This is a genomic window from Acidocella aminolytica 101 = DSM 11237 (genome assembly GCF_900129125.1).
GTDB lineage: Bacteria > Pseudomonadota > Alphaproteobacteria > Acetobacterales > Acetobacteraceae > Acidocella > Acidocella aminolytica.
Genome location: NZ_FQVJ01000016.1, coordinates 37,977 through 60,388, shown reverse-complemented (window position 1 = coordinate 60,388; position 22,412 = coordinate 37,977). Strand labels below are relative to the sequence as shown.

Here is a 22,412-nt window from a genome sequence, read left to right as displayed (position 1 = left end):
TTTGCCCTGTTATCGCGTGCTACGCCGCACATCAGTCGCGATGAGCCACCACGGAGGATCTGTGTTCAACAAGCGCAAGACGGACAACCCCAAACCGGTACCAGCAGCGCGCCCGGCGGACCAGTTAGTGTCCGCTTCCGCTTCGCCTGAAGACACCGCCTCAACAGGCAGCTTCATTCCCCCTAGCTTCAAGGAGACTTCCATGGCCCGCTCACCTTTCGCGCCCCCGCCGATCCCCGCTACACCAACTGCTCCCGGTGCTCTGCCCACTTCGCGCCCGCTAACCCCGACCTCCACCGTGCGCGACAGCGCTGACCGCCGCACCCTGGTGGTGGGCCGCGGCATCTCCGTGCAGGGTACGGTGCAGGATGCTGAGCGCCTTGTGGTTGAAGGCACCGTGGAAGCCACGATGATCAACGCCAACGAACTCTCCATTGCCCCCGGCGGCGTCTTTAAAGGCGAGGTTGAGGTTGACGACGCGGAAGTCGCCGGCACCATTGACGGCACGCTGGTGGCCCGCGCCACGCTGATCGTGCGTAATACCGGCCGTGTGCTGGGCACCGCCCGCTGCCGCCGCCTGCAGGTTGAAGATGGTGGGCAGATCACTGGTCGTATCGAGATGCTGGGCGACAACGCCCCCGCCCCGGCCCACACGCCAGCCCCGGCCAAGGTTTCCGAATCCTAAGCCGCACCCCCGCGCCCACATTCCAACCGGGTCCGCCAACGCGGGCCCGGTTTTTTCATGACTTGATCAATGTTTCCGCTTCGCGCCCCAGCATCAGCGCCAACCGTTCCAATCGGCGCAGCACGGCATCGCCCGCAAACACGCCATTGGCTTCGTCCAGCCCCAGCACGAGCCGCCCAGGCTGCAAGGTCAACGCCGTGCCAGCCAGCAAATGCGGTGTCCCGGCGGAGAGCGTGTAGGCAAGCCGCAACGCTGTGCCCAATGTTTCCGCCCGTTTCGCAGCTTGCATGTCCAGCAGCGCCCGCGCCGGGGCCAGAAACCCTGCCTCCGCCTGCGCCTCGTACCGCACAGCCGTTGCCAGGGCGAGAAACGCGCGGGCATGGTGGTCAAGACTCATCCCAGCCTGACGCAGTACCCGCATGAAAGCCTGCTCGGCGCGATATTCCGGGTGCTCGTGGCTGCCAATATCAGACAGCCAGCACGCCGCCTCTCGCAGGCGTTTCTGGCCGTGCGTCTCATTGGCAAATAAAGGCGCCGTCCAGGACACCAGCGCGCGAGGCAGATTGGCGTCACGCACCATTCCACGTACCAGATCGCGCGAGGCCGCCAGCAACGGGTCCTCGGCTCTGATTGTCGGCGGCAGCAGACGCGAGAACCATCCCTCCCGCAACCCATTGGCCGAGAACACCACCCTCGCCGCCCCGGTGGCGCGCAGCAGGCGGCGCAAAATCACCGCCGCGTAAGGCAAATCCTCAATCCGCCGCCGTGGTACGCCGGGCATACGCTCAATCAGCTTGCGCCCCCCCTCGCTCACTACCCCGGCGAGGTCACGCGCCTCATCCCGGTTGATGGTGTAATGATGCACGATATTCAGCGGATAGCCCGTCTGCGCGATATGAATCCGCGCCAGCGCCCGAAAGGCGCCGCCGGAGAGATACAAATCCTTCCCCGCCGCCTCGCTCGTAAAAGCCACGCCGGACAGCGCCTCATCCATCACCGCCCGCGCCCGGCCGATATCCTCGCCCGCTTGATCCGCGAGCCGGATCACCCCCACTGGCAATGTGGCGGCCTGTCCCACCTTGCCAGCTTCCAGCCGGATGAGCTCCAGCGACCCGCCGCCCAGATCTGCCAGCATTCCGTCCGCACCAGGAATCCCGCACAGCACACCCTCGGCGGAATACACTGCCTCCTGCTCGCCGGACAAAATGGAAATCCGCAGATCCGGCAGACGCTTCATCATCGCCTCGACGAATTCCTGACCATTCACCGCGTCCCGCACGGCGGAGGTCGCCAGCACATCCACCTGCCCCGCCCCCATGGCACGGGCAATGGCGGCATAGCGGTGCAACACCGTCTCTGCCTGCACCAGCGCTTCCTCCTTCAATCGCCCGGTACTGGTCATACCCTTGGCCAGGCGCAGCACTGCCTTCTCGTTAAATATCTGCATGGGATTGCGCAGCTCCCCCTCGTAAATCACGAGCCGCACAGAGTTTGAGCCGAGATCGACCACGGCACGACGGAAAATAGGGTGGGATTGCTGGCCGGCTTGAATCATCTGGTCCACGAATCACTCTCCAGTGCCGCTTTGGCCCGCTTGCAACGGGGCTGCTAGCTCAAGGCGCATCGTCAACGCGTCTCCGCCGTCGTCATAATAGGCTTTCCGGCGCCCTGTGACCACAAAGCCTTGCTTTTCATACAGCGCCAACGCCGGGGCGTTGTCCGTGGCGACCTCCAGATAAAGCGTCCTCACCCCCGCCAGGCGCAAACGGCGCAGCCCCTCATGCAGCAAAGACGTACCGATTCCGCGGCGTTTTTCCAGTACGCCAATAGTCAGAATCTCCGCCTCATCCAAAACAGAGCGCAGCAGCAAAAACCCGCCCCCCTCATGAATCAACCCATGCACGCCGGGCTGGCGCAGCAATGTGGTAAAGCCCACCTCATCCCATGCCTCATGCGGAAACACCGTCTTGTGCATCGCCGCCAGCACGGCGATATGGGCCGAACCGGCTTCGATCATGCCGCTCATACCGGGGCAGGGCGCAGCCCGGCGGCGGGCAGTTTAGCTTCGGGCGGATCAACATAAAGCGGCAAGGCCGCCCCCGGCGCCTGCCCTGCCCGCTTTTGTGCCAAAGCTGCACGGCCCACCCAGGCGGCATCCACCAGCCTTGCGTCGGTCAGCATTACATTCGCCCCCTTGGCCGCCAGCATGGCCGCCAGCCACTGCGCTTGGTCCCCGGCAATGGCCACGGGGCTTTGCGGCAGCGGCACATCCGCATCCGCAAACGCCACCGCCTCGTCCTCGCGCAGCAGAAATAGCCGCCCTCGCCGCGCGCGGATTGCCACCCAAAGCGGGCGGGCGAGCCCCGGCAATGCCTGGCCATACGCCGCCGCCGCCGAAATACCCCACAGCACCGCCTGGCACCCGGCCGCAAAGCCTTGCGCCAGCGCGATGGAGGTGCGCAGGCCGGTAAAGCTCCCCGGCCCCACGCAAACGGCAATGTCAGAAATTTCCCGGCCCGCCGCCGCCTCTTGCAGCAAAAGCGGCAGGGTTTCGATCAACCCCGGCTTGAGCGGAGCGCTCCAGCGTTGCCGTACCGCCCCGTCTTGATCCATCAGCACCAGCCCCGCGCGGGGGCCAGAGGCATCCAGCGCAATCAGGCTCACGCGAACTCTGCCGCCTCGTCAAATGGCAGGCGCGGCAAACGCGGCGGCAATGTCTCATCTGGTTTTGGGCGACCCAGATTGATCAGGAAATTCGACTTCCAGCCATTCTGCCCAAAAAACGCCCGGTCCAGCTTGACCTTATCAAATCCGGACATCGCTCCCGTGGCAAACCCCATCGCCCGCGCCGCCATCAGGAAATACGCCCCCTGCAAGGAGGAGTTGCGCATCGACGTTTCTTCCGCGAGGTCCGGGTTGCCGGAGAACCAGGGCTTTACATCCGCATCCGGGTAAAGCTCCGGCAGTTTCATGTAGAAATGCGGGTCAAACGCCACCACCACCGTGACAGGGGCGGCCATCACCGGCTCTATATTCCCGCCCGAAAGGCAGGGGCGCAGCGTCTTTTTGCCTTCCTCGGTACGGATGAACAAAAACCGCGCGGGCGAGCAATTCGCCGAGGTTGGCCCCAGCTTGGTCAGCTCATACAGCGCCTTCAGCTCCTCGTCCGAAACGGGCGTATCGCTGAATGTAGAATGGGTGCGCGCGTTGCGGAACAGCGCATCCAGCGCCGCTTCATCCAGAGCCATTGTGCCTTCTCCCGGTTACGCCGCCTGTGTAACCGAGGTCACCTCCGGAATATAGTGCTTCAGCATATTCTCGATGCCATGCTTTAGCGTCGCCGTGGAGGAGGGGCAGCCCGCGCAGGCCCCCTGCATCTTCAGGCTCACCACGCCGTCGCGGTAGCCACGGAAGATGATATCCCCGCCATCCCCGGCCACCGCCGGGCGGATGCGCGTATCCAGCAGGTCTTTAATCTGCTCCACAATCTCCTGATCCGCCGGGTCCACATCTTCTTCCTCCAGCGCAATCCCCTCACGCAGGATCGGCTTGCCCGCCATCAAATGTTCCATCAGCAGGCCGAGAATCTGCGGCTTCAGCCCTTGCCAGTCGGCCCCGTCCGCCTTGGTCACCGTCACGAAGTCACCGCCCATAAATACGCGGACAACCCCCTCCAGCCCGAACAGAGCCTCCGCCAACGGCGAAATCAACGCCGCGTCCGCATCCGGGAAATCCGCCGTCTTGTCTCCCAGAATAACCTGGCCGGGCAGGAATTTTAGCGTTGCCGGGTTAGGCGTGCCTTCGGTCTCGATAAACATAATAAGTCCTCCATCCGCAAAGCGGACTGGTTTTGTCCTGATACTGGAATCGTAGATTGTCCTTTTTCCCTGCTCTGGCAAGGCCAACCCGGCCAGACTCTTGCCCCGCAGCACAAAGCTGGCCACATTCGCCGTCATGCTCCCCGTATTTTTCATTAGCCACGGCTCTCCCATGACCATCCTGCAGGACACGCCCGCCCGGCATTTCCTGCAGTCCCTTGGCACATTACTGCCGCGCCCCAAGGCGATCCTGGCCGTCTCCGCCCATTGGGAAACCAACATCCCCACGGTGAGCAACCCCGCCGCCAACGAGACAATCCACGATTTCTACGGCTTCCCGCCCGAACTCTATGCCCAGCACTACACCCCACCGGTGGCGCACGGGCTGGCGGGGCGGCTGGCGGCCTTACTGGGCGAGGCTGGGCTGCCCTGCAGCACAGACCATGCGCGCGGTCTGGACCATGGCGCCTGGGTACCGCTGAAGCTGGCCTACCCAGAAGCCGATATCCCGGTGATCCAGCTCTCCGTGCAGACGGAACGCGGCACGCGCCACCATATCGCCCTGGGCACCGCTTTGCGTAAATTGCGGGAAGAAGGCACGCTGATCTTCTGTTCCGGCACCTTCACCCACGACCTGCGGCGCTTCCGCGGCGGACGCCCGGCCCTCGACGCACCGGAAACCCAGGACGTGACCGATTTCTCCACCTGGATGAACGCCAAAATCATGGCGGGGGATCTCGCCGCCCTGGCGGATTACCGCCGCCTCGCCCCCTATGCGGCTGAGGAACACCCGACCGAGGAACATCTGCTGCCCTTGCATGTTGCCCTTGGCGCCGCCGGCCCCACGATTCAACCGGAACGGCTGCACAGCTCGGTGGAATATGGCTTCATGCGCATGGATGCCTATGCGTTCGCCTAACAAAAAATCACGGACTCGAAATTAAAAAATCGAACAAAAACCTGAATAAATTTTAACCCCCTAACAGGGGGCTGCCACATTCCCACCCTCATTGCAGCACAAAATGGCCAGCCCGGTGCGTGACTCTACCCTCTGCTACAAATTCCAGAGGAGTTTCAGATGGAGCGGAAAACAACCGGACTGATGACCGCGCTGGCCGGTGTCGCTGCCCTAGGGACCACCAGCGCGCAGGCCGCCACAAATGCGCCCGCCACACCGCATGAGCCCTTGGCCATCACATCCTATGCCGACCTGCTGCAACCCATCCCGAATGCCGTTGAGGCCCTTAAGGCCAGCGACGCGGCGTTGCGGGACAACGCCCGCAACGCCCCGGCCAAACTGCAGCAGACGGATTGGGGTGGCGGCGATCATCACCATCACCACCACCATCACGAATATTACCAATACGCCCCGCCGCCCCCGCCACGGGTTTACTATGCGCCACCGCCACCACCGCCGCCGGTTTGGTATCATCACCATCACCACCATCATGCCGGGGCGGTGATTATGCTCCCCGGCATCGGCGTACAGATCAACTAATCTTCCGCTGCCCGGTCCCTGGCCCGGGCAGCCCCCAAAATCCGGCGATAAGTACCGTCGAACACTGTGTTGGTGGAGGATGTCCACCGCGTATCCTGCCCCAGCGTCTCGCGGCTAGCGTGAATCCGGCGGGACTGCATTTCCCGTTCGGCGGCTTCCTCCAAATTCATCGGCTCCAGGACCAAATCCGGCTCGGCCGGAACAATACAAAGCTGCATGAACGGCTCACCCGGGCGGAACACATGCACCCCGCCCCGGGGCGGGGCCTTGAACACCACGAAATTGATCATTGGCCACCAGGAGGTGCGCAGCAGCGCCGGCACCGCCAGCGGCACATCATCCGCAGCACTGAGATAATAACGCGGATGCGGCTCCGTACGCACCGCCATGCCCTCGGGCACTTTCAAGTCCAGCAGAAGCTGATAGGTATAAAACCCCTCGCCAAAAGCCCGGAAGGGCGGCCATTGCAGCCCGGGGCTGGGGGATGGCCCAAACTCACCGTCAAACACAAACTGCCCGTTCTCATGCGACACGCGCAACTCATGCTCATGCGGGTAAAACAGCTCAATGCCATATTGCGCGCCCTCTACAAAGGGCAGGCAATGCCAGCCTTGTTCATGCGCCCCATCCCGGCGCGGCTCCTTAGTGCCCCCCCAGCCCGGCACCTCCACCCGCGTGCGGCGCGGTGCCAAACGGGGGTCGTAAAGCCGGTATTTGATGGTGGTCATGCGCGCCTCCTGCAACGTGGTATCCTGGCGCTGGAAAAGCCGGGGATTATGGCCTCAGTAGGGCGGCTCTTAGCCCGCCGCTAGCGCATGCAGCTTATGGTTCACCCCCGCCAGCGCCGCCTGCGATTCTTTGTAAATCCCGAACAGCTCATCATAAAACGCCGCATTCTGGGCCTGCGGCTGGGTTACATCCAGCAGCCGCACGCAGCGCGCCAGCGCGTCCTCCGGCCCATTGAACAGCCCCACCCCCATGCCCGCCACCAAGGCGGCACCGAAAGAGGCATCGCCGGATTCCGTGCGCTCAATCACCAGCCCCGTCACATCCGCGATAATCTGCCGCCAGCATTCGCTCTTGGCGCCGCCGCCCATCAGCCGGATAGTGCTGAATTCCAGCCCCAGCGCGCGCGCCGCGCCCAGCAGGTCACGGATAGAAAAGGCAATCCCCTCATACACAGCTCGGGCAAAATGCATCTTGCCATGGGAGATGGTTATGCCGACAAAATCCGCCCGCAGCAGCGGGTCCCAGTACGGTGCGCGCTCGCCTTGCAGATAAGGGTGAAACAGCAAGCCCCCGGCTCCGCGCGGCGCAGCGCATGCCAACGCATCCATGGCCTCAAACCCGCCTTGAGCAAACATCAGGTCCCGTACCCAGCGATGCGCCGAAGCACAGCTATTGGTCCCCGTGGCGGTGTAATACAGACCGGGCATGATATGCGGGTAACAAGAGACCGGCGGCTGTACCACCGGCCCTTGCGTGGCCAAAAACAGCACCCCCGCAGTGGCCAGCTTCACCCCGCCTATGCCGGGCTTACTGCCGCCGACGCCAAAAAACTCCACCGTGGTGTCGTTGGAGCCGCACACAACCGGCGTGCCCGCCTTTAACCCCGTACGCGCGGCAGCATCGGCAGTGACACCGCCCACCACATGCTCCGGCGCCACAATCGGCGGCAGCATCGCAAGGTCCAGCCCGATCAGCCCCGCCAGCTCAGCGGACCAGCCTTTGCTGGCATCATCTGCCATCAACGCGCCAACGGCGTCTGAATAATCAGTCTCCCAGGTGCCGGTGAGGCAATGGCGCAGAAAATCCTTGGCCAGGTACAGCCGCTTGGCCCGCGCCAGCACCCCAGGCTCATAGGCTTTCAACCAAGCCAGCATGGCCAGCGTCCAGGTTGGATTTACCTTATTCAGCGAAGTGGCGATAATCTTTTCGCCTGCCGCCTGATGGAGCGCGACGGCTTCAGCGGCGGCGCGCTGGTCACTCCACATAATCGCCGGGCGCAGCACGGTGTTATGCCCGTCCGTCAGCACCGGAATATGCGCGCCCGCAGAAATACCAATGCCCGCGATCGCCTCCGGCTTCACGCCCCCCTCCGCCAGGGCCGCAGGCACGGCCTTGCATAACGCCGCGAACCATTCCGCAGGGTCCTGCTCCGCCCAGCCAAAATGCCGCACATGCGTGGTCACCGGGACGGCGGCTTCCGCCTGCACCTTGCCCTCCGGTGTTATGAGTGTCGCCTTCAGGCTGCTCGCGCCTAGATCGATACCGAGCAAATATATTTCCGGCAAAGAAAATGCTCCTGGAATCCGAAACAGGACAAGTCTAACATCCTCTTCATGCCCGATACTATAGAGCTCGCCCCTGGCCTATCCCCCGCCCATCTGGATGTGATCCCGGTCATTGATGTCGGCCCGCTCCTGGCCGGAGACATGACCCCTGCAGCGTCCATCGGCGAAGCCTGCAGGGAGATCGGATTTTTTTACATCAAAAATCATGGCATTTCGCAGACGCTCATTGACCGCGTCTATGCGGAGGCCAAGCGCTTCTTCGACCTCCCCCTGGCAGAAAAAGAAAAAAGTGCCATCGAACAATCCGCCTGCCATCGCGGTTGGTTCCGGATTGGCGGTGAGAATCTCGACCCTGCGAAGCAAACCCAAACGGGCGATCTGAAAGAGGGATTCAAAATCGGCCGCGATTTACCCCTGGACCATGAGCGCGTAAAGGCCAAGCTGCCTCTGCACGGGCCGAATATGTGGCCGGACCTGCCCGGGTGGCGTGACGTGATGCAGGATTATTATGACCGCATGGTTGCACTGGGCAAGCTGCTGCTCAGCGCCTTCGCGGTCTCACTCGGGCTGAAGAAAAACTATTTTGAACCCTGGCTTGGCATCCCGATGACGACTTTGGGGCCGTTGCACTACCCGCCCCAAAGCGGGCGCATCACGGAAGCGCAGCTCGGCGCCGGGGCGCATACCGATTATGGCTGCCTGACCCTGCTACATCAGGATTCCTCGGGCGGGTTGCAGGTCAAAGGGCTGGATCAACGCTGGATCGACGCCCCGCCCATCCCCGGCACATTCGTCGTGAATATTGGCGATATGATGGAGCGTTGGACGAACGGCGTCTTTCGCTCCACCCCACACCGCGTCATCAATGTGTCAGGGCATGAACGTTATTCCCTGCCCTTTTTCTTCGACCCGGATTTCTACGCGCCGGTCGAGTGCCTGCCCACCTGCCTGAAGCCGGGCGAAACCCCGAAATACCCGCCCACCACGGCGGGCCAGCATTTGCTGGACATGATTAACGCCGCTTTCAAATATCATCAGGACAAAACATAATCCCGCAGGCGCAACAACTAACACCACGTTATTATCGAAAATCCCCGAAATGTTTCACGTGGAACGTTTTAGAATTTGTCTCAGACTTTCTGAATTATTCACCGGCAATCCGCAAACATTGCCTCGGCACACATAAGCTGCCTTCACATCATCCGGCTTGCCATGCGCTGGATGCGCCGCCGTCACGGCCGCGTTGCCTCGCAGCACCAGCACCGCCGGGTCGGCTGAAGCCAGCGCCGTGTGCAGCAAATCTTCCGCGCCGCCGGTCACGACCACACAGGCGGCATTCGCCAAAAGATCAGACGCAGCAAGCAATGCCGGCGAGCCCGTGAGTGCCCGAGCGCGACCGCCAAAAGCCGCCAGCACGGCCTCTGCCTTGGCACGGTAGCTATCCTGTCCAGTTAAATGAAACAGCGTTGCGTAGATCTCCGCCATCATGCCGATGCCAGACGGCGCCGGACCATCCTGCACGCTTCGCCCACGCGGGGCGTACACATCCCCGGCATCATCGGCGGACATATAAAACGCCCCGCCACCATCACCAAAATGCGCTTCCGTGGCGGCCAGAATTATCTCCGCCCGGCGCAGATAATTGCCCGCCCCCGTTGCCTGATACAGCGCTAGCGCGGCGCGGATCATCCCCGCTTGATCTTCCAGCAACCCTGCGGCGGAGATTGTGCCATCCCGCATCGCATGGGCCACACGCCCGTCCGTCTGCCCCATGGCCGCCACCAGCGCCGCGAACACACGCCCCGCCAGCGCCACCCAACCTGGCTCGCCAAACACGCAACCTGCCTTCGCCAGGGCATAAATGGTCAGCGCGTTCCAATCAGCCAGAATTTTATCATCCCGGCCCGGCCGCACCCTCTGCCCACGCGCAGCCAGAAGCTTGGCCCGGCAGGCCGCCAGCCGCATTTCATCCGCGCCAAATGCAGCGCGACGTTCCAGAATAATCTTACCTTCCCAGTTCCCATGTTCCGGCAAGGGGTAGAACCGCTCGAAAAACGGCCCATCAGCGCCCAGAACCTCCAAGATTTCAGCTCGGGACCAAACATAGAACTTGCCTTCCTCCCCTTCGGAATCCGCATCTTCCGAAGCCGCGAAAGCCGCTTCAGCGCTCATGTCGCGCACCAGCCAATCCACCGTCTCCCGCGCCCGGGCGGCATACAAGGGCGAAGGCTTGTCCGCTTGAGCGAGGGCAAGAAGCTCCAGGATCAACGCGTTATCATAGAGCATCTTCTCGAAATGCGGGACCAGCCAAGCATCGTCCGTGGCATAGCGCGCATAGCCGCCGCCCAGATGGTCATAAATTCCGCCCTGGCTCATACGCTCCAGCAGCAGATGCACAGCCTCAGCACAGCTTGCGTCCTGGCCCCGGAAATATTCGTGCCAGAGGAAGGTGAAAACTGGGATGTTAGGGAATTTCGGCGAGCCGGAGAGCCCGCCCAGATCCCAGTCCACGCTCCGCAAGAACGCTGCGCGCGCAGCCTCCAGCAGTTCCGGCCCTGGAGGGTCGCCTGGGCGTGCAGCAGCGGCCTGGGACAAGGCTTTTTTGATGCTCTCCACGGAGCGGCCGATACGGTCCTGGTCGCTGTTCCAGGCTTCGGAGAGAGCCACCAGAACCTGAGAAAAGCTCGGTCGCCCAAAACGCGGGGTGGGAGGAAAATAAGTGCCGCCCCAGAAGGGCGCGCCATCTGGCGTCAGCACCATGGTCAACGGCCAACCGCCTTGCTCTCCCATGGCGTGCAGCGCGGTCATGTAGGTTTGGTCGATATCCGGCCGCTCTTCCCGGTCCACCTTGATGGAAACGAATCGCTCATTCATCAGCGCGGCCACGGCTTCATTCTCGAAGCTCTCATGCGCCATTACATGGCACCAATGGCAGGCCGCATATCCGATGGAGAGAAGCACCGGCACATTCCTCGATTTAGCCTCCGCGAAGGCCGCTTCCCCCCACATATGCCAATGCACGGGGTTGTCCTTGTGCTGAAGAAGATAAGGGGAGGACGCATCCCTCAATCGGTTCTGCATTTTGCCGGCTCCTGGTTCCGGGCTTAGATAGGAAGGAACCGACAGGAGAACCAGTTTGGGCGAACGTTTGGCCGATGATCCGGCGCCCTATTTTGAGACACATGTCTTTTTCTGTGACAATCGCAGGCCCGAAGGACATCCGCGCGGCGATTGTGCCAGCAAGGGCAGCGCGAAGATTAGGGATTATATGAGAGTAAGAGTGAAGGAACTCGGCCTCCAGAATATCCGGGTCAATCAAGCTGGCTGCCTGGACAGGTGTGAGCTTGGGCCCTGCGCGGTGTTCTACCCGGAGGGCATCTGGTACCGGCTGGACAGTTTCGCGGCGGTGGATGAGGTGATCGAGAAACACCTCATCCAGCATGGCCGCGCGCAACATTTGATGCTGCCTTGAACGAAAAAGGGCGGTCCCGAAGGACCGCCCTGATTTTTAATATTCCTCGTCGGCGACGTAAGAGCCGATGCGGTGCACCAGATCCGGTTTGGATTTGGACAGCAGCACGCCATAGATCACCGATAGAACGAGCAGCCCCAGAGCCAGCTTCGGATACAGGTTGAAGGGGAACGGCTGACCCGGCTCCACCAGGCCCCAGAGCGGCATGAGCATGAAGGCCGTGCCGAGGACGGGGATGATGAGGTGGGTGACCGCGTTGAAATCCTCACGATGGTAACGCAGCATGTAAACAGGCAACGCCAGGTTGGTGAGCAGGTAGGTTACCACCACTGGAATGGTGCCGAGGGTGCCGGTGTCACCGAACAGGGTCACGGGGTCGATCTCAAACACCGTGCCGAAGCCCAGCACGATCGCCAGCGCCACGACGATATAAGTCCACATCGCGGCGTGGGGAGTACGGTGCTGCGGGTGGATCTTGCCAAAGAATTGCGGCAGCAGACCCTCACGCGCAGAGCTGAACAGGATACGAGCCTGGGCGTTGGTAAGGCCGATCAGGGAGGAGAAGATCGAGGTTACACCAGCCAAATAAGCCACGATCAGTAGCCCGGCGGCGGATGCCTTGAAGGCATCCACGAACGGCAGGTCTGAGCCGGTGATGGCCTTAAGGTTGTTGTGGAAGGCGGTTTCCGTCGCGAAGGACAGGAACATGTACAGGATCCCGATGGAAAGCGTGCCAATGATGAGCGCGCGCGGCACATTGCGGCGAGGATTTGTGGTTTCCTCAGCCAGCATGGCGGAGTTTTCCCAGCCGATGAACAGATAAATGGCCAGCGGGAAGCCAAGCCCGATGCCTTTCCAACCGCCCGTAACAGACGATACCGAGAACGGCGCCAAGGAGATATATTTGTAATTGACCACGAGCATGATCACCGCGCCGAGCAGCAGCAGCACCAGCTCAAAATAGAAGAAGATCGCCGCCCAGGTGGTGGAGAGCGAAATGCCACGGGAAACCAGGATACCGACAATCGCGGTAGCCAGCACGCTGAGCACCTGCCAGGGAATATGGATGCCGAGGAAGGTTTGCAGCGTCTGCGCTGCCCAGCCGCCGGAGATCACCACGACCGAGGACGCAGCGATACAATAGCCCACCACCACGAAGATGGAGGCCGCCGCACCGGCCCAGGGGCCAAAGGCCATGCCGATGAAGGTGACGAAGGAACCAGCGCTCGGGCGGTATTTGGAAAACTGCGCCAAAGTATTGGTGAGGAACAAAATCACCACCATCGCGACCAGAATGGTCAGGGGCGCACCAACACCGGCGCCTGAGGCGATAAGCCCAAAACCGAAGAAAAAGCTCATCGCCGGGGCGATATTGGCGAGGGTGGAGGCGATGATCTGCGATAAGCCCAGACTATCGCGCTTGAGACGTTCCCCGCTGCGCGTGATTGTGCTCATTATTTTATGATCCCTGTTAGGTTTCTGTCTTCTTCCGCCAGAAACTGGCCCTGTTTCCTTGTGGCAAAATCAGCATTGCGTCAATAAATTTATGCTGAGCGATCTAAATAATAGACAGTTTGTCTATTTTAAGCGTTGGGGTGACAGGCTTCAGCTACCCCAGGGCGCAAAGCGCGGGACCTCGATCTCGCCCTCATGTGGTTTGGGCGGCATAGGCTTCTCACCGCCTTGCGTGCGCCAATGCTGCAGGCGCCAGACATAGGCCAGTACCTCAGCACAGGCGCGGTAGAGGGCCACGGGGACATTATCATCTGGTTCCACATGGCGATAGATAGCGCGGGCCAGCGGCGGGGACTGCACCACCGGAATACCATGGCCACGCGCGCGGGCGATGATCTCCTCGGCCAACAGACCAACGCCCTTGGCCAACAGCACGGGAGCTCTGTCCGACCCACGACGGTAACGGATGGCGCAGGCATAATGGGTGGGGTTGGTGACGACCACGGATGCTTCAGGCAAGCGCTGCATCTGCCGAGCGCGGGCCAGCTTGCGGGCAATTGCACGCTGGCGGGATTTAACGTGCGGATTGCCCGCTGAATCTTTCATTTCCTCGCGGATTTCAGCATCGGTCATGCGGAGCTTCTGCCGATGCAGCCAGACCTGCAAAGCAAAATCTCCCGCCGCCAACACCACCAGCACGAGGCAGATGGTTATAATTACCTGGAAGGCGATGCCGAGCAGCGCGCCGGGAAGCGGGGCGCGCAGCCCGGACAGTGACGCGAAATCCGTGCGCCGAGCCAGAATGGCGAGCCCCCCAGCGCCACCAATAGCCAGGAGTTTAAGAATGGATTTGCCGTGCTCCGTTAGGCCGTGGGAAGAGAAGATTTGTCCCAGCCCTTGTTGGGGCATCAGCTTCGAGAAATCCGGCATCAGCAGGTTCACGGCGAATACCCAGCCACCCGAGACAATACTGCCCGCGAACCCAACAGCGGCAATAAAGGCCAGCAGAGGAAACAGCCCCCACCCCACCGCGCCCGCCCAGCCTTTGGCGGAACTAAGCGGGGCGGTGCCGGCATTGGCAAGGCAAGCGGCAAACACCCCTTGCAATTTAATCCCCAGCCCTGCGGCACCCGCCAGCACCAGCACCGTGAACACGGCGATGGCAGCGGCCTTAGGAAGCTCTTGGGAGCGGCGGACGTCACCGCGCTCCGCCGCTTGGCGAAGGCGTCGTTCGGTTGGGGCGTGTTTCTTTTCGCCGGAGTCACCCTCAGCCATGCGGCAGCATCCGGCCCAACGCCTCTGTACAGACCATCATGATGTGATGCGCCGCGAGACCGAGAAAGGGGATTTCAGCCACCAGAACCCACAGCCCCGCGAGGATAAGCAGCGGAAAACCGATTGAGAGCAGGTTCATGCTGGGCGCGAAAACGGTGGTAAGGCCCACGGTAAGATTCACGCACAGCGTCACCGCCAGCACCGGCAGCGCCAGCCCCAAAGCGGTCGTGAACAGATTGCCCCCCAGACTGGCCAGACTGGCCCAGGAGCTGATGGGCGCCACTCCGGCCCCATGCGCGAAGGAATGGGCCAGCGCACTGAACAGCCAGACCGGCCCGCCCACCGCCATGAAGCCCAGGACCCCGGCCCAAAGCATAATGTCTGACAACACGGAACTGCCCCCCGTGGCGCCGGCGAATTGCAGTTCAGCGAAGGAGAGGCTCATGGTTTGGCCCATTATCTCGCCCGCGCTGGAAAAAGCCGCCACCACAATTTGCATCGCGGCTCCCAGAAACGCGCCATAGGCGATTTGAATGAAGCCGGTGAAGATGGCGCTGATGGGATCAGCCGGATAGGCTGGCAGATCCGGCAGCCACATGGCCAAGGACAGTGCCAATGCGGCGGCCAGCATGGCCTTCACCATATTGGGCACCAGGGAGGAGCCGTAAAAAGGTGCGGTGAGAAACAGCCCGGTGATACGCAGGAACGGCCATAAAAACTGGCCGAACCAGAGCATGACGGTGTGCTGGTCTAATACCACGACTGATGCACCAGAGCGGGCGCGTGCAGAATGAAGTCCCGCGCCAGAGCCTCAAACAGATGAAGCGCACCAAAACCGCCGGTGAAGGCAATGCCAATCATCACCAGTGTTTTGGGCAAAAGTGCGAAGGTGGCATCCTCAATCTGCAACACCGCCTGCAGAATGGCGGTGACCAACCCGACCAACAGCATCATCAGCACAGGCGGCCAGATGGCGGAGAACGCCACGCTGAATGCGTGCTGGAACAGCCGGAGATAAAGCGGCATCATTTGAAGCTGTTCGCCAAAGTACCGAGCACCAGTACCCAGCCGTGGATGGAAACGAACATCAGCAATTTCAGCGGCAAGGAGATAAGTGTGGGCGAGACCATGATCATGCCCAGTGACATCAGAATGGACGCCACCGCGAGGTCGATCAGCACAAATGGGATGTACATAAGGAAGCCGATCTGAAAGGCGGTTTCAAGCTCGGATGTGGCGAAGGCAGGGACCAGCACGGTGAATGGTATATGCTGTGGGTCCTGGTAGGTTTTGCCAGATAGGTCAACAAACAGATGTAGCGGCTCCTTACGGGTCTGGGCCAGCATGAAGGCGCGCTCAGGCGGCTCTGCGGCGGCGACAGCCTGGGAGAAGGTGATGTCCCCCGCTAGATAAGGCTGGAGCGCCTGCTGCTGCTCCTGTTGAATGACACCGCGCATGACAAAGACCGACAAAGCCAAGGCCAAGGCCGCCAGCACCATGTTCGGCGGGGTGGTTTGCAAACCCAGCGCCTGACGCAAAATGGACAGCACGATGATTATCCGGGTGAAGGACGTCATCAACAGGATCAGCCCCGGCAGAAAGGCGAGCGCCGTGATGACCAGCAGGCTTTGCACGTTCAGCGAATAGGCTTCGCCGCCATTGGCCGCGAGTGTGTTGACGATGGTCAGCCCCGCCGGCTCGGCAGCGCGGGCCACGCCAGAGAGCAACACCAAAAACAGGGCGCAATAGGTAATGCGGAGGAGCTTACTCATTTGCGTTGAGCCTGGAGATGAGGGCAATGCCATTACGGCTGACGCCAAGCAGAAAACGCTGGCCGTCAGCCTCGGCAACAACGAGGCTCTGCTGCCCGCCAAGCGGACGCGAGGAGAGAATGGAGACCGGCATTTTGCCGCCCGCCTGGTTACCCGGAATCCGTCCCCGCAGCCGCCGCACCAAAAAAGCGAGACCAGCCAGAAGACCAAGAAGAACGAGCAGAGAGGCGATGGTTGATGCGGCCGCGGAAATTGTTTCCGAGTCCACGAAATTTTAGTCCTGTTCTACAATGTTGGTGATATAGGCAGCTGTGAAGGGATTGGGCGGCGAGAACGCAGCACTTTTGGCCAGCACTTCATTAGCGATGGCAAGGCAGCTTTTGGCCAAGGCATCGTGGGTGGACGGGTCCATTAGATGTTTTGCCGTAAACGTCATCAAGAGATTGATGGTCTTGGCTTTGATAATGGGTTGCAGGGCGGTGAAGCTGGCGACCGCCTTGGCATCCGTGCTGGCGAACTGGATGGAGAATTGCACATAAGCCTGCCCGTCATCGCTATTAGAATCAGAAGGGATGGAGACAACGAGATTATCAAGCTGAGCAAATAAAATCGGCTTGGGCGGGGGCGGCTTATGCGGGCCCGCATGGTGCGACATTTTCAGATAGGCGATTGTGCCGCCAACGCCGCCGCACAGCAGAACCAGACCGGTGACGGATGCGACGATGATCTTCTTCATGTGTCCAAAACCTCAAACGGCGTTCAGGAGTGATTCAAACATGGTATTCGCGGTGCTGATGGCTTTCGCAGCAGCCTGATAGGCTTGCTCGTAATTAGTAAGAATAACAGCCTGCTGGTCTGTATTAACCCCAGCAACAGTGGTGAGGTTTGTAGTGGCGGTGGAAACCTGCGCTGAGGTAGAGCTGGCAAGCTGCTGGGCCGCCGCAGCATTGGCGCCAAGCCCGGTCGCGAGGCCGACAAAACCTTGCTCCAAAGAACCGGCTGAGCTGGTACCATTGACAGTCCAGAGTGCAGCAAGACGCTGGGCATTGCTGCCGCTGGAGCTACTGCCAGGGGTCAAAGTCAGTACATCGCCAGATGCCGGGGTGCCGGAGATGGGGAGTTGCCAATACTGGCCAGATGCCGCGCCAGAAGGGTAGGCAATGGCGAGGTTGCCGCCATTACTGCCCAGCGTACCGCTGGCGATAGTCGTGCCAGGACTTGCCACCGTGCTCACCGTATAGGCGGTAGAGGAGGTAAAGGTAATTTGCAGATTCTGCCCGTAATAGCTGGCGGGAATCACGGCCGCATTGCTCGCCGGAGTGCTGGTTACGCTATCCGTTCCCGCTGTAATGGTACCAGCGTTGTTATTCTGGACTGAACCGTCAGACTGCAAAATGCCAGGAGTAGAAACATACGGGTCCGCCGCAGCGATGGCGCTGGTGGAGGTGGCAACGACACTAAGACCTGCAGCAGCATTTGGCGCGGGATTAACCGTGAAACTGTCCCCATTATTCGCCGTGCCGGACAAAGCCAGCGACAGCCCGGCAAAGCTGAGCGTGGAGCCGCTGGTGCTCACGCTGTAACTCTGGCCGCTAGCCTGATCGAGCGCGCTCCAGCCGCTGGTGCTGCTGTAGGACAGGGTGAAGGGCCCACCATCCCCCGGCAGAGCGGCGGGATTGGTAAGGCTGGCTGTGAGGCTGGCACTGCCGGTATTGTTGGCGTTGGCCCCCACGCTAGGAGTGGGGACAGAGAACAACGCCTGGCCGGCATTGCCGTTGGCATCCAGCCCCTGCGCCTGGGCAGTGTTGACCTGCCCAGCAAACACAGCGGCCAGCCCGCCAAGAGATTGCAAAGCCTGATTACCCGCCGTGATGGTACCGAGCGCGCCGCCGAGGGAGCCGTCCGCCTCCGCCAACGTAACGGGGGTTTTATCGTTGCCTGCGGTGACGCTGGTTTTGCCGTTCGTGCTACTTGCCACGGCTAAAGCCTGCACGCCGCTCTGGTCCAGTAGCATCGTGCCACCGGTGGCGATAATGACGCTACCATTGCTTTGCGTGATGGTGTTCACGGGCAGATATTGCGACAGAGAATTCAGCGCAGCCTGCTGCTGGTCCAGCAGGCCGGACGCGTTTGGTGTCTGCTCCAGTCCGGCGTTGATTTTAGCCAACTGCGAGAGCAACGTGTTGGCGGAAGTTATACCGGAAGACAAAGTCTCCTGCGCGCCCGCAACAATGTTGTTGAGGCTGATGGAGGCGGTTTGGAAACTACCCGTGATGTTCTGAGCGTCAGACAGCACTGTCTGGCGCAGAGCGGTGCTGGACGGGTTGGAAGCGAGAGTGCTGAAATCGGAGAAAAACTGATTGATGGCGGTTTGCACATCACCATTATTGGTCAGTGCGTTGGAAATGGCGGTGAGCGAGGTGGACAACGCGGAAGCTGAGGCATTGGCGGTGTTTGCGCTGCGTAACTGCGCAGCAGCAAAGCCTGCAGCAGCGCGGTTGATCTGAGCCGGTTCAACCCCAGCTCCGGGCTGGCCCGCCGCACCCACCGCAGTTTGTGCGTTCACACTCTCCGACGAGTAGCCACTGGTAGTGGCGTTAGCGAGGTTGTTGGAAACGGTTGAGATTCCCGCCTCGAATAATTGTAGCCCAGAAAGGGCGGTGTTCATGGCGTTGGTAATGCCGCTCATGGCTCAGCTCCAATTTGCGAAGGTTGCGCTGCGCCGACCGCCTGAAGCACCTGGGACATCAATGGCGATTGCGCAATTCGTTCTATTTTCGAGGCATAGTTTTCGTCTGTCGCATAACCGCCTGCCTGCAGCGCTTGGGCAAAACCAGCGACACTGTTTTGCCCTGTCGCGCTCTGATAAGATGATTTAATTAGTGAAACGTAATCAGAAATACTGCCGGACAGACTGTTATAATCACGAAAGCTGGCAAGTTGCGGGGTGAGTTCGCCTCCGATATCCTCGTGCGTAGCGCGCACTGTACCGCTATCGCCTTTTGCCTTGATGCCGAACAGATTATCACCTGGCGCCGAAGCCCCCCACCCGGTTTCTAGCGCGGTCTGCGCCAGCACCGCTACGGCGGGCACTCCCAAAGCCTGCGCGGCGGCGGTGATTTGTGGCCAGATAGCTTTGGCGAAGCTACTGGCCTGCGAAACAATATCTGCGGAGGGCGTGGCATCCGTTGCGGGCAAGGCAGTTTCCGAGACCGGCACCTCGTTTACCTTAGCGGCCAGCATGACGGCGGTGGAAGTCGCCGGGGCTGGCGCCTCACTAGCCGTTCCGCCCACTTGGCTCACGGCTGTTTGAATCAGACCTTTATCGTATTTGCCAAAATCGTTCTGCGCGAGATTCCAGAGAAACATGCTCTGGAAATCCCCCCCTCCCATGCCAAGACTACTAGCATCCATGCCGGTCTTGTTGAGGGTGGAGAGCATCTCGTACCACAAAACACCAGCAAGGCGCTGCATCTCCTGCTTTGCAGTTGGACGTGAGGTGTTATTCTGCTGCGCAGAAGCCTGTGTGTGCAAGAATACGGCCATCAAATCACCTTGATTTTTCCGTTGATGGCACCCGCCTGTTTCAACGCCTGAATAATCGCAATAAGGTCCTGTGGCGTGGCGCCAACTGCATTGAGAGCCGCCGCGACATCTTGCAAGGTAGCGGCACGCGGCAGGTTGATCACCTGCGCCTTGCCCTGCTTGGCATTGACGACTGTATTTCGCACACCGACCGTGGTACCGTTTGAGAAGGGACCCGGCTGGCTAACGGCATTTTGTGTTTGGATATTCACTGTCAGGTCGCCATGACTGACCACGGCAGGACCAAGCGTAACACCTGCATTCATTACAATGGTGCCGCTCTGAGCATCCACCACGATAGTGGGCACCTGGTTCTTCGGCGTGATCGGCAGGGCCAGAACGTTCGCCATGAAACGCATCGGGTCCATGCCTTGCGCGTTCACGTCGACCTCACCCGGTGAGATTGCGTTCGCCGAACCACCATAGGCCGCGTTGATAACATCTGAAATCTGCTGGGCAGTTTCATAATCCGGTTGGTTGAGTAGCAGCGCGGAACTGCCATTGACGTTGTAAGAGGCCGGGATGGTGTTGGCCAAAATGGCACCACCCGGCAGAGAGCCAACCGTGGGCACGTTAACTTGGGAAGATGTACCTCCTGCGCTAGCGGCAAAGCCGCTGACCAGAAGCGGACCTTGCGCCTGACCATAGATCACGCCATTACCACCCCGCAATGGTGTGGGAAGCAACACCCCGCCTGCCAGGGAGGTCGCATTGCCGACGGCGGAGACCGTGACGTCCACATGCTGCCCGGCATGGGCAAAAGCCGGCACTTCCGCCGTGACCATGACAGAGGCCACATCATTCGGCTGCATGTTGGTTACGTTTGGCAGGGCCACGCCCATATTGCGCAGCATATTCAGAATGGATTGTTGCGTGTACGGCACCTGGGTGGTCTGGTCACCGGTGCCAGGCAGACCCACCACAAGACCGTAACCGTAAAGTTGGTTGCTTGGCGCCCCCGCCACGGTGACGAGTTGGCCGATGGTGGTCCGGTCGGCCCGCGCCGTACCGGTAAAACCAAGGCTGAGCAGTAGGCCATAGCCTAATAGATTACGACGCTGCATCAGAATGGCGCCAGCTTATTAAGCACGCGCTGCAACCAGGGCAACTGATGAGCGCCGCTGATGGGCCCGATACCGACATATTGCACATTCATATCAGCCACCTGATTGGAACTGATGGTGGTGTTAGCGGCAATGTCGTCAGGACTGGCGTAGCCTGTGACGACGATGGAAATGACATTGCCATTGATGTTCACATTAGTCCGGCCTTCCAGTGCCAAAATGCCGTTGGCATCGACATTGGTGACAACCGCCTCAACCTGACCGGAAATGTTATTGGCCGCCGACGCAGAGCCGGTACCTGTATATTGCTGATCCGAAGTAGCACCGATTTCAGGCGCCAGACTGCCGCCATTAATATGGCCAAAGCTCATCGGCACGCCCATGAAGCTAGTCATGGAGTCATCGATGGTACCTTTACGTGTCAGCGCGGCATTGTCCGTATTGTTAGCAGAACTGCTTGTGACAACATCAATTGTGACGAGATCGCCCACCCGCCAGTCCCGGCGCGGGGCATAGAGCGAGCCTGCGGATGAGGCCGGAAAAACAGACCCATCCACCGACATAGCGGGCTTTGCCACCGTAACCGGAAAGGCCGCTGGCTGAACCAGTGCGGCAGGCGGGGCCGCCGCAGTCTGACAGCCGGCAAGCAGCAGGATGGGTAGAAACCGTTTCATGCGCCAGCAGCAGCCTGGGCCAGATAGTTGAGCTGGTTATCAACAGCGCTCGCGACCTGTGTACCAAGTTGGTAGGCACGCTCGGCGGAGATCATGTTGACCATTGACTGTACGACGTCGACATTTGAGGATTCGAGATAGGATTGATTCACGGAACCTAGCCCGTTGCTCTGGGGCGCCCCGGTAACAGCGGTACCGGAAGATGTAGTAGAGGCGAATAAATTCCCACCTAGAGGTTGCAAACCTTGCGGATTAACGAAGCTGGCAAGTTGGATCTGCCCAACTTGCGAGGCAGTAGAAGAACCGGGCAGCGTTACTGAAACAGTTCCATCCGTACCGATGGTGACTGAAGTGGCATTACTAGGAATAGTAATGTTCGGCAGTACGGAATATCCGGAGGAAGTCACTAGCTGGCCAGTTGAATTCAGCTGAAACGCACCATCACGCGTATATGTCGTTTGTCCGTTTGGCATTTGCACCTGGAAATAACCAGAACCGTTAATCGCGAGGTCAAGCGGATTGCCCGTGCTGGTGAGCGTGCCTTGGGTAAGCGTGTCCTTGATGGAGGCGACTCTGACGCCGGTGCCAATTTCTAAGCCAGAGGGATAAACCGTCTGTCCGGTAGAATTTGCACCGGGCTGAATTCCGTCCTGATATAGTAACGTTTGGAATTCTGGGGTTTCTGATTTGAAGCCGGTTGTGTTCACGTTCGAGAGATTATTAGCGATCGTGTCCATCATCGTTTGGCTTGCCGCCAGTCCGGTGGCGATGGTATCCAGGGCGTGATTCATGATGTCGTTCCATTCTTCAACAAAAGCCT

General features: G+C 60.4%; 26 protein-coding genes. 5 read left to right on the top strand and 21 right to left on the bottom strand.

Annotation, left to right across the window (positions count from 1 at the left end; all coding sequences use genetic code 11):
* Positions 1-9 precede the first annotated feature (9 nt).
* Positions 10-204 carry a hypothetical protein gene (locus BUB54_RS20250; RefSeq protein ID WP_139284868.1) on the bottom strand — a complete coding sequence of 65 codons (195 nt, stop codon included), beginning with the start codon at positions 202-204 and terminating at the stop codon, positions 10-12.
* Between BUB54_RS20250 and BUB54_RS10285 the strand changes: the two genes are divergently transcribed.
* Positions 203-685, top strand: a complete 483-nt coding sequence (locus BUB54_RS10285) for a bactofilin family protein (protein ID WP_048878500.1) — start codon at positions 203-205, stop codon at positions 683-685. The genes BUB54_RS20250 and BUB54_RS10285 overlap by 2 nt on opposite strands.
* A gap of 55 nt (positions 686-740) precedes the next feature.
* Here the strand turns inward: BUB54_RS10285 and BUB54_RS10280 are convergent, their stop codons facing one another.
* From BUB54_RS10280 to BUB54_RS10260, 5 genes are read right to left on the bottom strand one after another with little or no spacing between them, the layout of a single operon-like run.
* Positions 741-2,240 (bottom strand): Ppx/GppA family phosphatase, encoded by a 1,500-nt coding sequence (locus BUB54_RS10280; protein WP_048878501.1) that lies wholly within the window; start codon positions 2,238-2,240, stop codon positions 741-743.
* Positions 2,241-2,252: 12 nt separating this feature from the next.
* Entirely contained in the window at positions 2,253-2,702 is a 450-nt protein-coding gene (locus BUB54_RS10275; protein WP_158320093.1) for a GNAT family N-acetyltransferase, read from the bottom strand.
* A 5-nt stretch (positions 2,703-2,707) separates the two neighbouring features.
* A complete protein-coding gene (gene tsaB / locus BUB54_RS10270; RefSeq protein ID WP_048878442.1) occupies positions 2,708-3,349 on the bottom strand; it encodes a tRNA (adenosine(37)-N6)-threonylcarbamoyltransferase complex dimerization subunit type 1 TsaB in 642 nt (213 codons plus the stop codon).
* Positions 3,346-3,933, bottom strand: coding sequence for a malonic semialdehyde reductase (locus tag BUB54_RS10265; protein WP_048878443.1), 588 nt, complete (start codon positions 3,931-3,933; stop codon positions 3,346-3,348). The genes tsaB and BUB54_RS10265 overlap by 4 nt, the downstream gene beginning before the upstream one ends.
* A 15-nt stretch (positions 3,934-3,948) precedes the next feature.
* A complete protein-coding gene (locus tag BUB54_RS10260) occupies positions 3,949-4,503 on the bottom strand; it encodes a NifU family protein (RefSeq protein WP_048878444.1) in 555 nt (184 codons plus the stop codon).
* 136 nt (positions 4,504-4,639) lie between these two features.
* Between BUB54_RS10260 and BUB54_RS10255 the strand changes: the two genes are divergently transcribed.
* On the top strand, positions 4,640-5,422 hold the full coding sequence (locus BUB54_RS10255) for a DODA-type extradiol aromatic ring-opening family dioxygenase (protein WP_048878503.1): 783 nt from the start codon (positions 4,640-4,642) through the stop codon (positions 5,420-5,422).
* A 159-nt stretch (positions 5,423-5,581) separates the two neighbouring features.
* Entirely contained in the window at positions 5,582-6,001 is a 420-nt protein-coding gene (locus tag BUB54_RS10250; RefSeq protein WP_048878445.1) for a hypothetical protein, read from the top strand.
* Here the strand turns inward: BUB54_RS10250 and BUB54_RS10245 are convergent.
* Complete coding sequence (locus BUB54_RS10245; protein ID WP_048878446.1) at positions 5,998-6,729, bottom strand: hypothetical protein; 732 nt, start codon at positions 6,727-6,729, stop codon at positions 5,998-6,000. The two genes, BUB54_RS10250 and BUB54_RS10245, sit on opposite strands and share 4 nt — an antisense overlap.
* Positions 6,730-6,798: 69 nt before the next feature.
* Positions 6,799-8,295, bottom strand: coding sequence for a xylulokinase (locus BUB54_RS10240; RefSeq protein WP_048878447.1), 1,497 nt, complete (start codon positions 8,293-8,295; stop codon positions 6,799-6,801).
* A gap of 48 nt (positions 8,296-8,343) precedes the next feature.
* On the opposite strand from BUB54_RS10240, the gene BUB54_RS10235 reads away from it, so the two are divergent.
* Positions 8,344-9,345, top strand: a complete 1,002-nt coding sequence (locus tag BUB54_RS10235; protein WP_139284867.1) for an isopenicillin N synthase family dioxygenase — start codon at positions 8,344-8,346, stop codon at positions 9,343-9,345.
* A gap of 54 nt (positions 9,346-9,399) precedes the next feature.
* On the opposite strand, the gene BUB54_RS10230 is transcribed toward BUB54_RS10235, so the two are convergent.
* Entirely contained in the window at positions 9,400-11,376 is a 1,977-nt protein-coding gene (locus tag BUB54_RS10230) for a thioredoxin domain-containing protein (RefSeq protein WP_048878448.1), read from the bottom strand.
* A gap of 199 nt (positions 11,377-11,575) precedes the next feature.
* Here BUB54_RS10230 and BUB54_RS22055 point away from each other — a divergent pair, with 199 nt between their 5' ends.
* On the top strand, positions 11,576-11,767 hold the full coding sequence (locus BUB54_RS22055; protein WP_306309117.1) for a (2Fe-2S) ferredoxin domain-containing protein: 192 nt from the start codon (positions 11,576-11,578) through the stop codon (positions 11,765-11,767).
* 36 nt (positions 11,768-11,803) lie between these two features.
* On the opposite strand, the gene BUB54_RS10220 is transcribed toward BUB54_RS22055, so the two are convergent.
* From BUB54_RS10220 to flgG, 12 genes are all read right to left on the bottom strand, one after another.
* Complete coding sequence (locus BUB54_RS10220; protein ID WP_048878450.1) at positions 11,804-13,222, bottom strand: APC family permease; 1,419 nt, start codon at positions 13,220-13,222, stop codon at positions 11,804-11,806.
* Positions 13,223-13,372: 150 nt separating this feature from the next.
* The gene (locus BUB54_RS10215) at positions 13,373-14,497 is read right to left on the bottom strand and encodes an EscU/YscU/HrcU family type III secretion system export apparatus switch protein (RefSeq protein WP_048878451.1); all 1,125 of its coding nucleotides are present in this window, start codon (positions 14,495-14,497) and stop codon (positions 13,373-13,375) included.
* Positions 14,490-15,257: a flagellar biosynthetic protein FliR gene (locus BUB54_RS10210; protein WP_241869352.1), complete on the bottom strand. Its 768-nt coding sequence runs from the start codon at positions 15,255-15,257 to the stop codon at positions 14,490-14,492. Before BUB54_RS10210 ends, BUB54_RS10215 begins: the two co-directional genes overlap by 8 nt.
* Entirely contained in the window at positions 15,248-15,526 is a 279-nt protein-coding gene (locus tag BUB54_RS10205) for a flagellar biosynthetic protein FliQ (RefSeq protein WP_048878453.1), read from the bottom strand. The genes BUB54_RS10210 and BUB54_RS10205 overlap by 10 nt, the downstream gene beginning before the upstream one ends.
* A complete protein-coding gene (gene fliP / locus BUB54_RS10200) occupies positions 15,523-16,269 on the bottom strand; it encodes a flagellar type III secretion system pore protein FliP (RefSeq protein ID WP_048878454.1) in 747 nt (248 codons plus the stop codon). The genes BUB54_RS10205 and fliP overlap by 4 nt, the downstream gene beginning before the upstream one ends.
* Positions 16,262-16,537, bottom strand: coding sequence for a flagellar biosynthetic protein FliO (locus BUB54_RS10195; protein WP_048878455.1), 276 nt, complete (start codon positions 16,535-16,537; stop codon positions 16,262-16,264). Before BUB54_RS10195 ends, fliP begins: the two co-directional genes overlap by 8 nt.
* Before the next feature lie 6 nt (positions 16,538-16,543).
* Positions 16,544-17,005, bottom strand: coding sequence for a flagellar basal body-associated FliL family protein (locus BUB54_RS10190; RefSeq protein ID WP_048878456.1), 462 nt, complete (start codon positions 17,003-17,005; stop codon positions 16,544-16,546).
* A 12-nt stretch (positions 17,006-17,017) separates the two neighbouring features.
* The gene (locus BUB54_RS10185) at positions 17,018-18,958 is read right to left on the bottom strand and encodes a FlgK family flagellar hook-associated protein (protein WP_048878457.1); all 1,941 of its coding nucleotides are present in this window, start codon (positions 18,956-18,958) and stop codon (positions 17,018-17,020) included.
* Complete coding sequence (locus tag BUB54_RS10180; protein ID WP_048878458.1) at positions 18,955-19,815, bottom strand: glycoside hydrolase family 73 protein; 861 nt, start codon at positions 19,813-19,815, stop codon at positions 18,955-18,957. The genes BUB54_RS10185 and BUB54_RS10180 overlap by 4 nt, the downstream gene beginning before the upstream one ends.
* Positions 19,815-20,918, bottom strand: coding sequence for a flagellar basal body P-ring protein FlgI (locus tag BUB54_RS10175; RefSeq protein ID WP_052948342.1), 1,104 nt, complete (start codon positions 20,916-20,918; stop codon positions 19,815-19,817). The genes BUB54_RS10180 and BUB54_RS10175 overlap by 1 nt, the downstream gene beginning before the upstream one ends.
* Positions 20,918-21,592, bottom strand: coding sequence for a flagellar basal body L-ring protein FlgH (locus tag BUB54_RS10170; RefSeq protein ID WP_048878459.1), 675 nt, complete (start codon positions 21,590-21,592; stop codon positions 20,918-20,920). Before BUB54_RS10170 ends, BUB54_RS10175 begins: the two co-directional genes overlap by 1 nt.
* The gene (flgG, locus tag BUB54_RS10165; RefSeq protein WP_048878460.1) at positions 21,589-22,383 is read right to left on the bottom strand and encodes a flagellar basal-body rod protein FlgG; all 795 of its coding nucleotides are present in this window, start codon (positions 22,381-22,383) and stop codon (positions 21,589-21,591) included. The genes BUB54_RS10170 and flgG overlap by 4 nt, the downstream gene beginning before the upstream one ends.
* Positions 22,384-22,412: the final 29 nt, after the last annotated feature.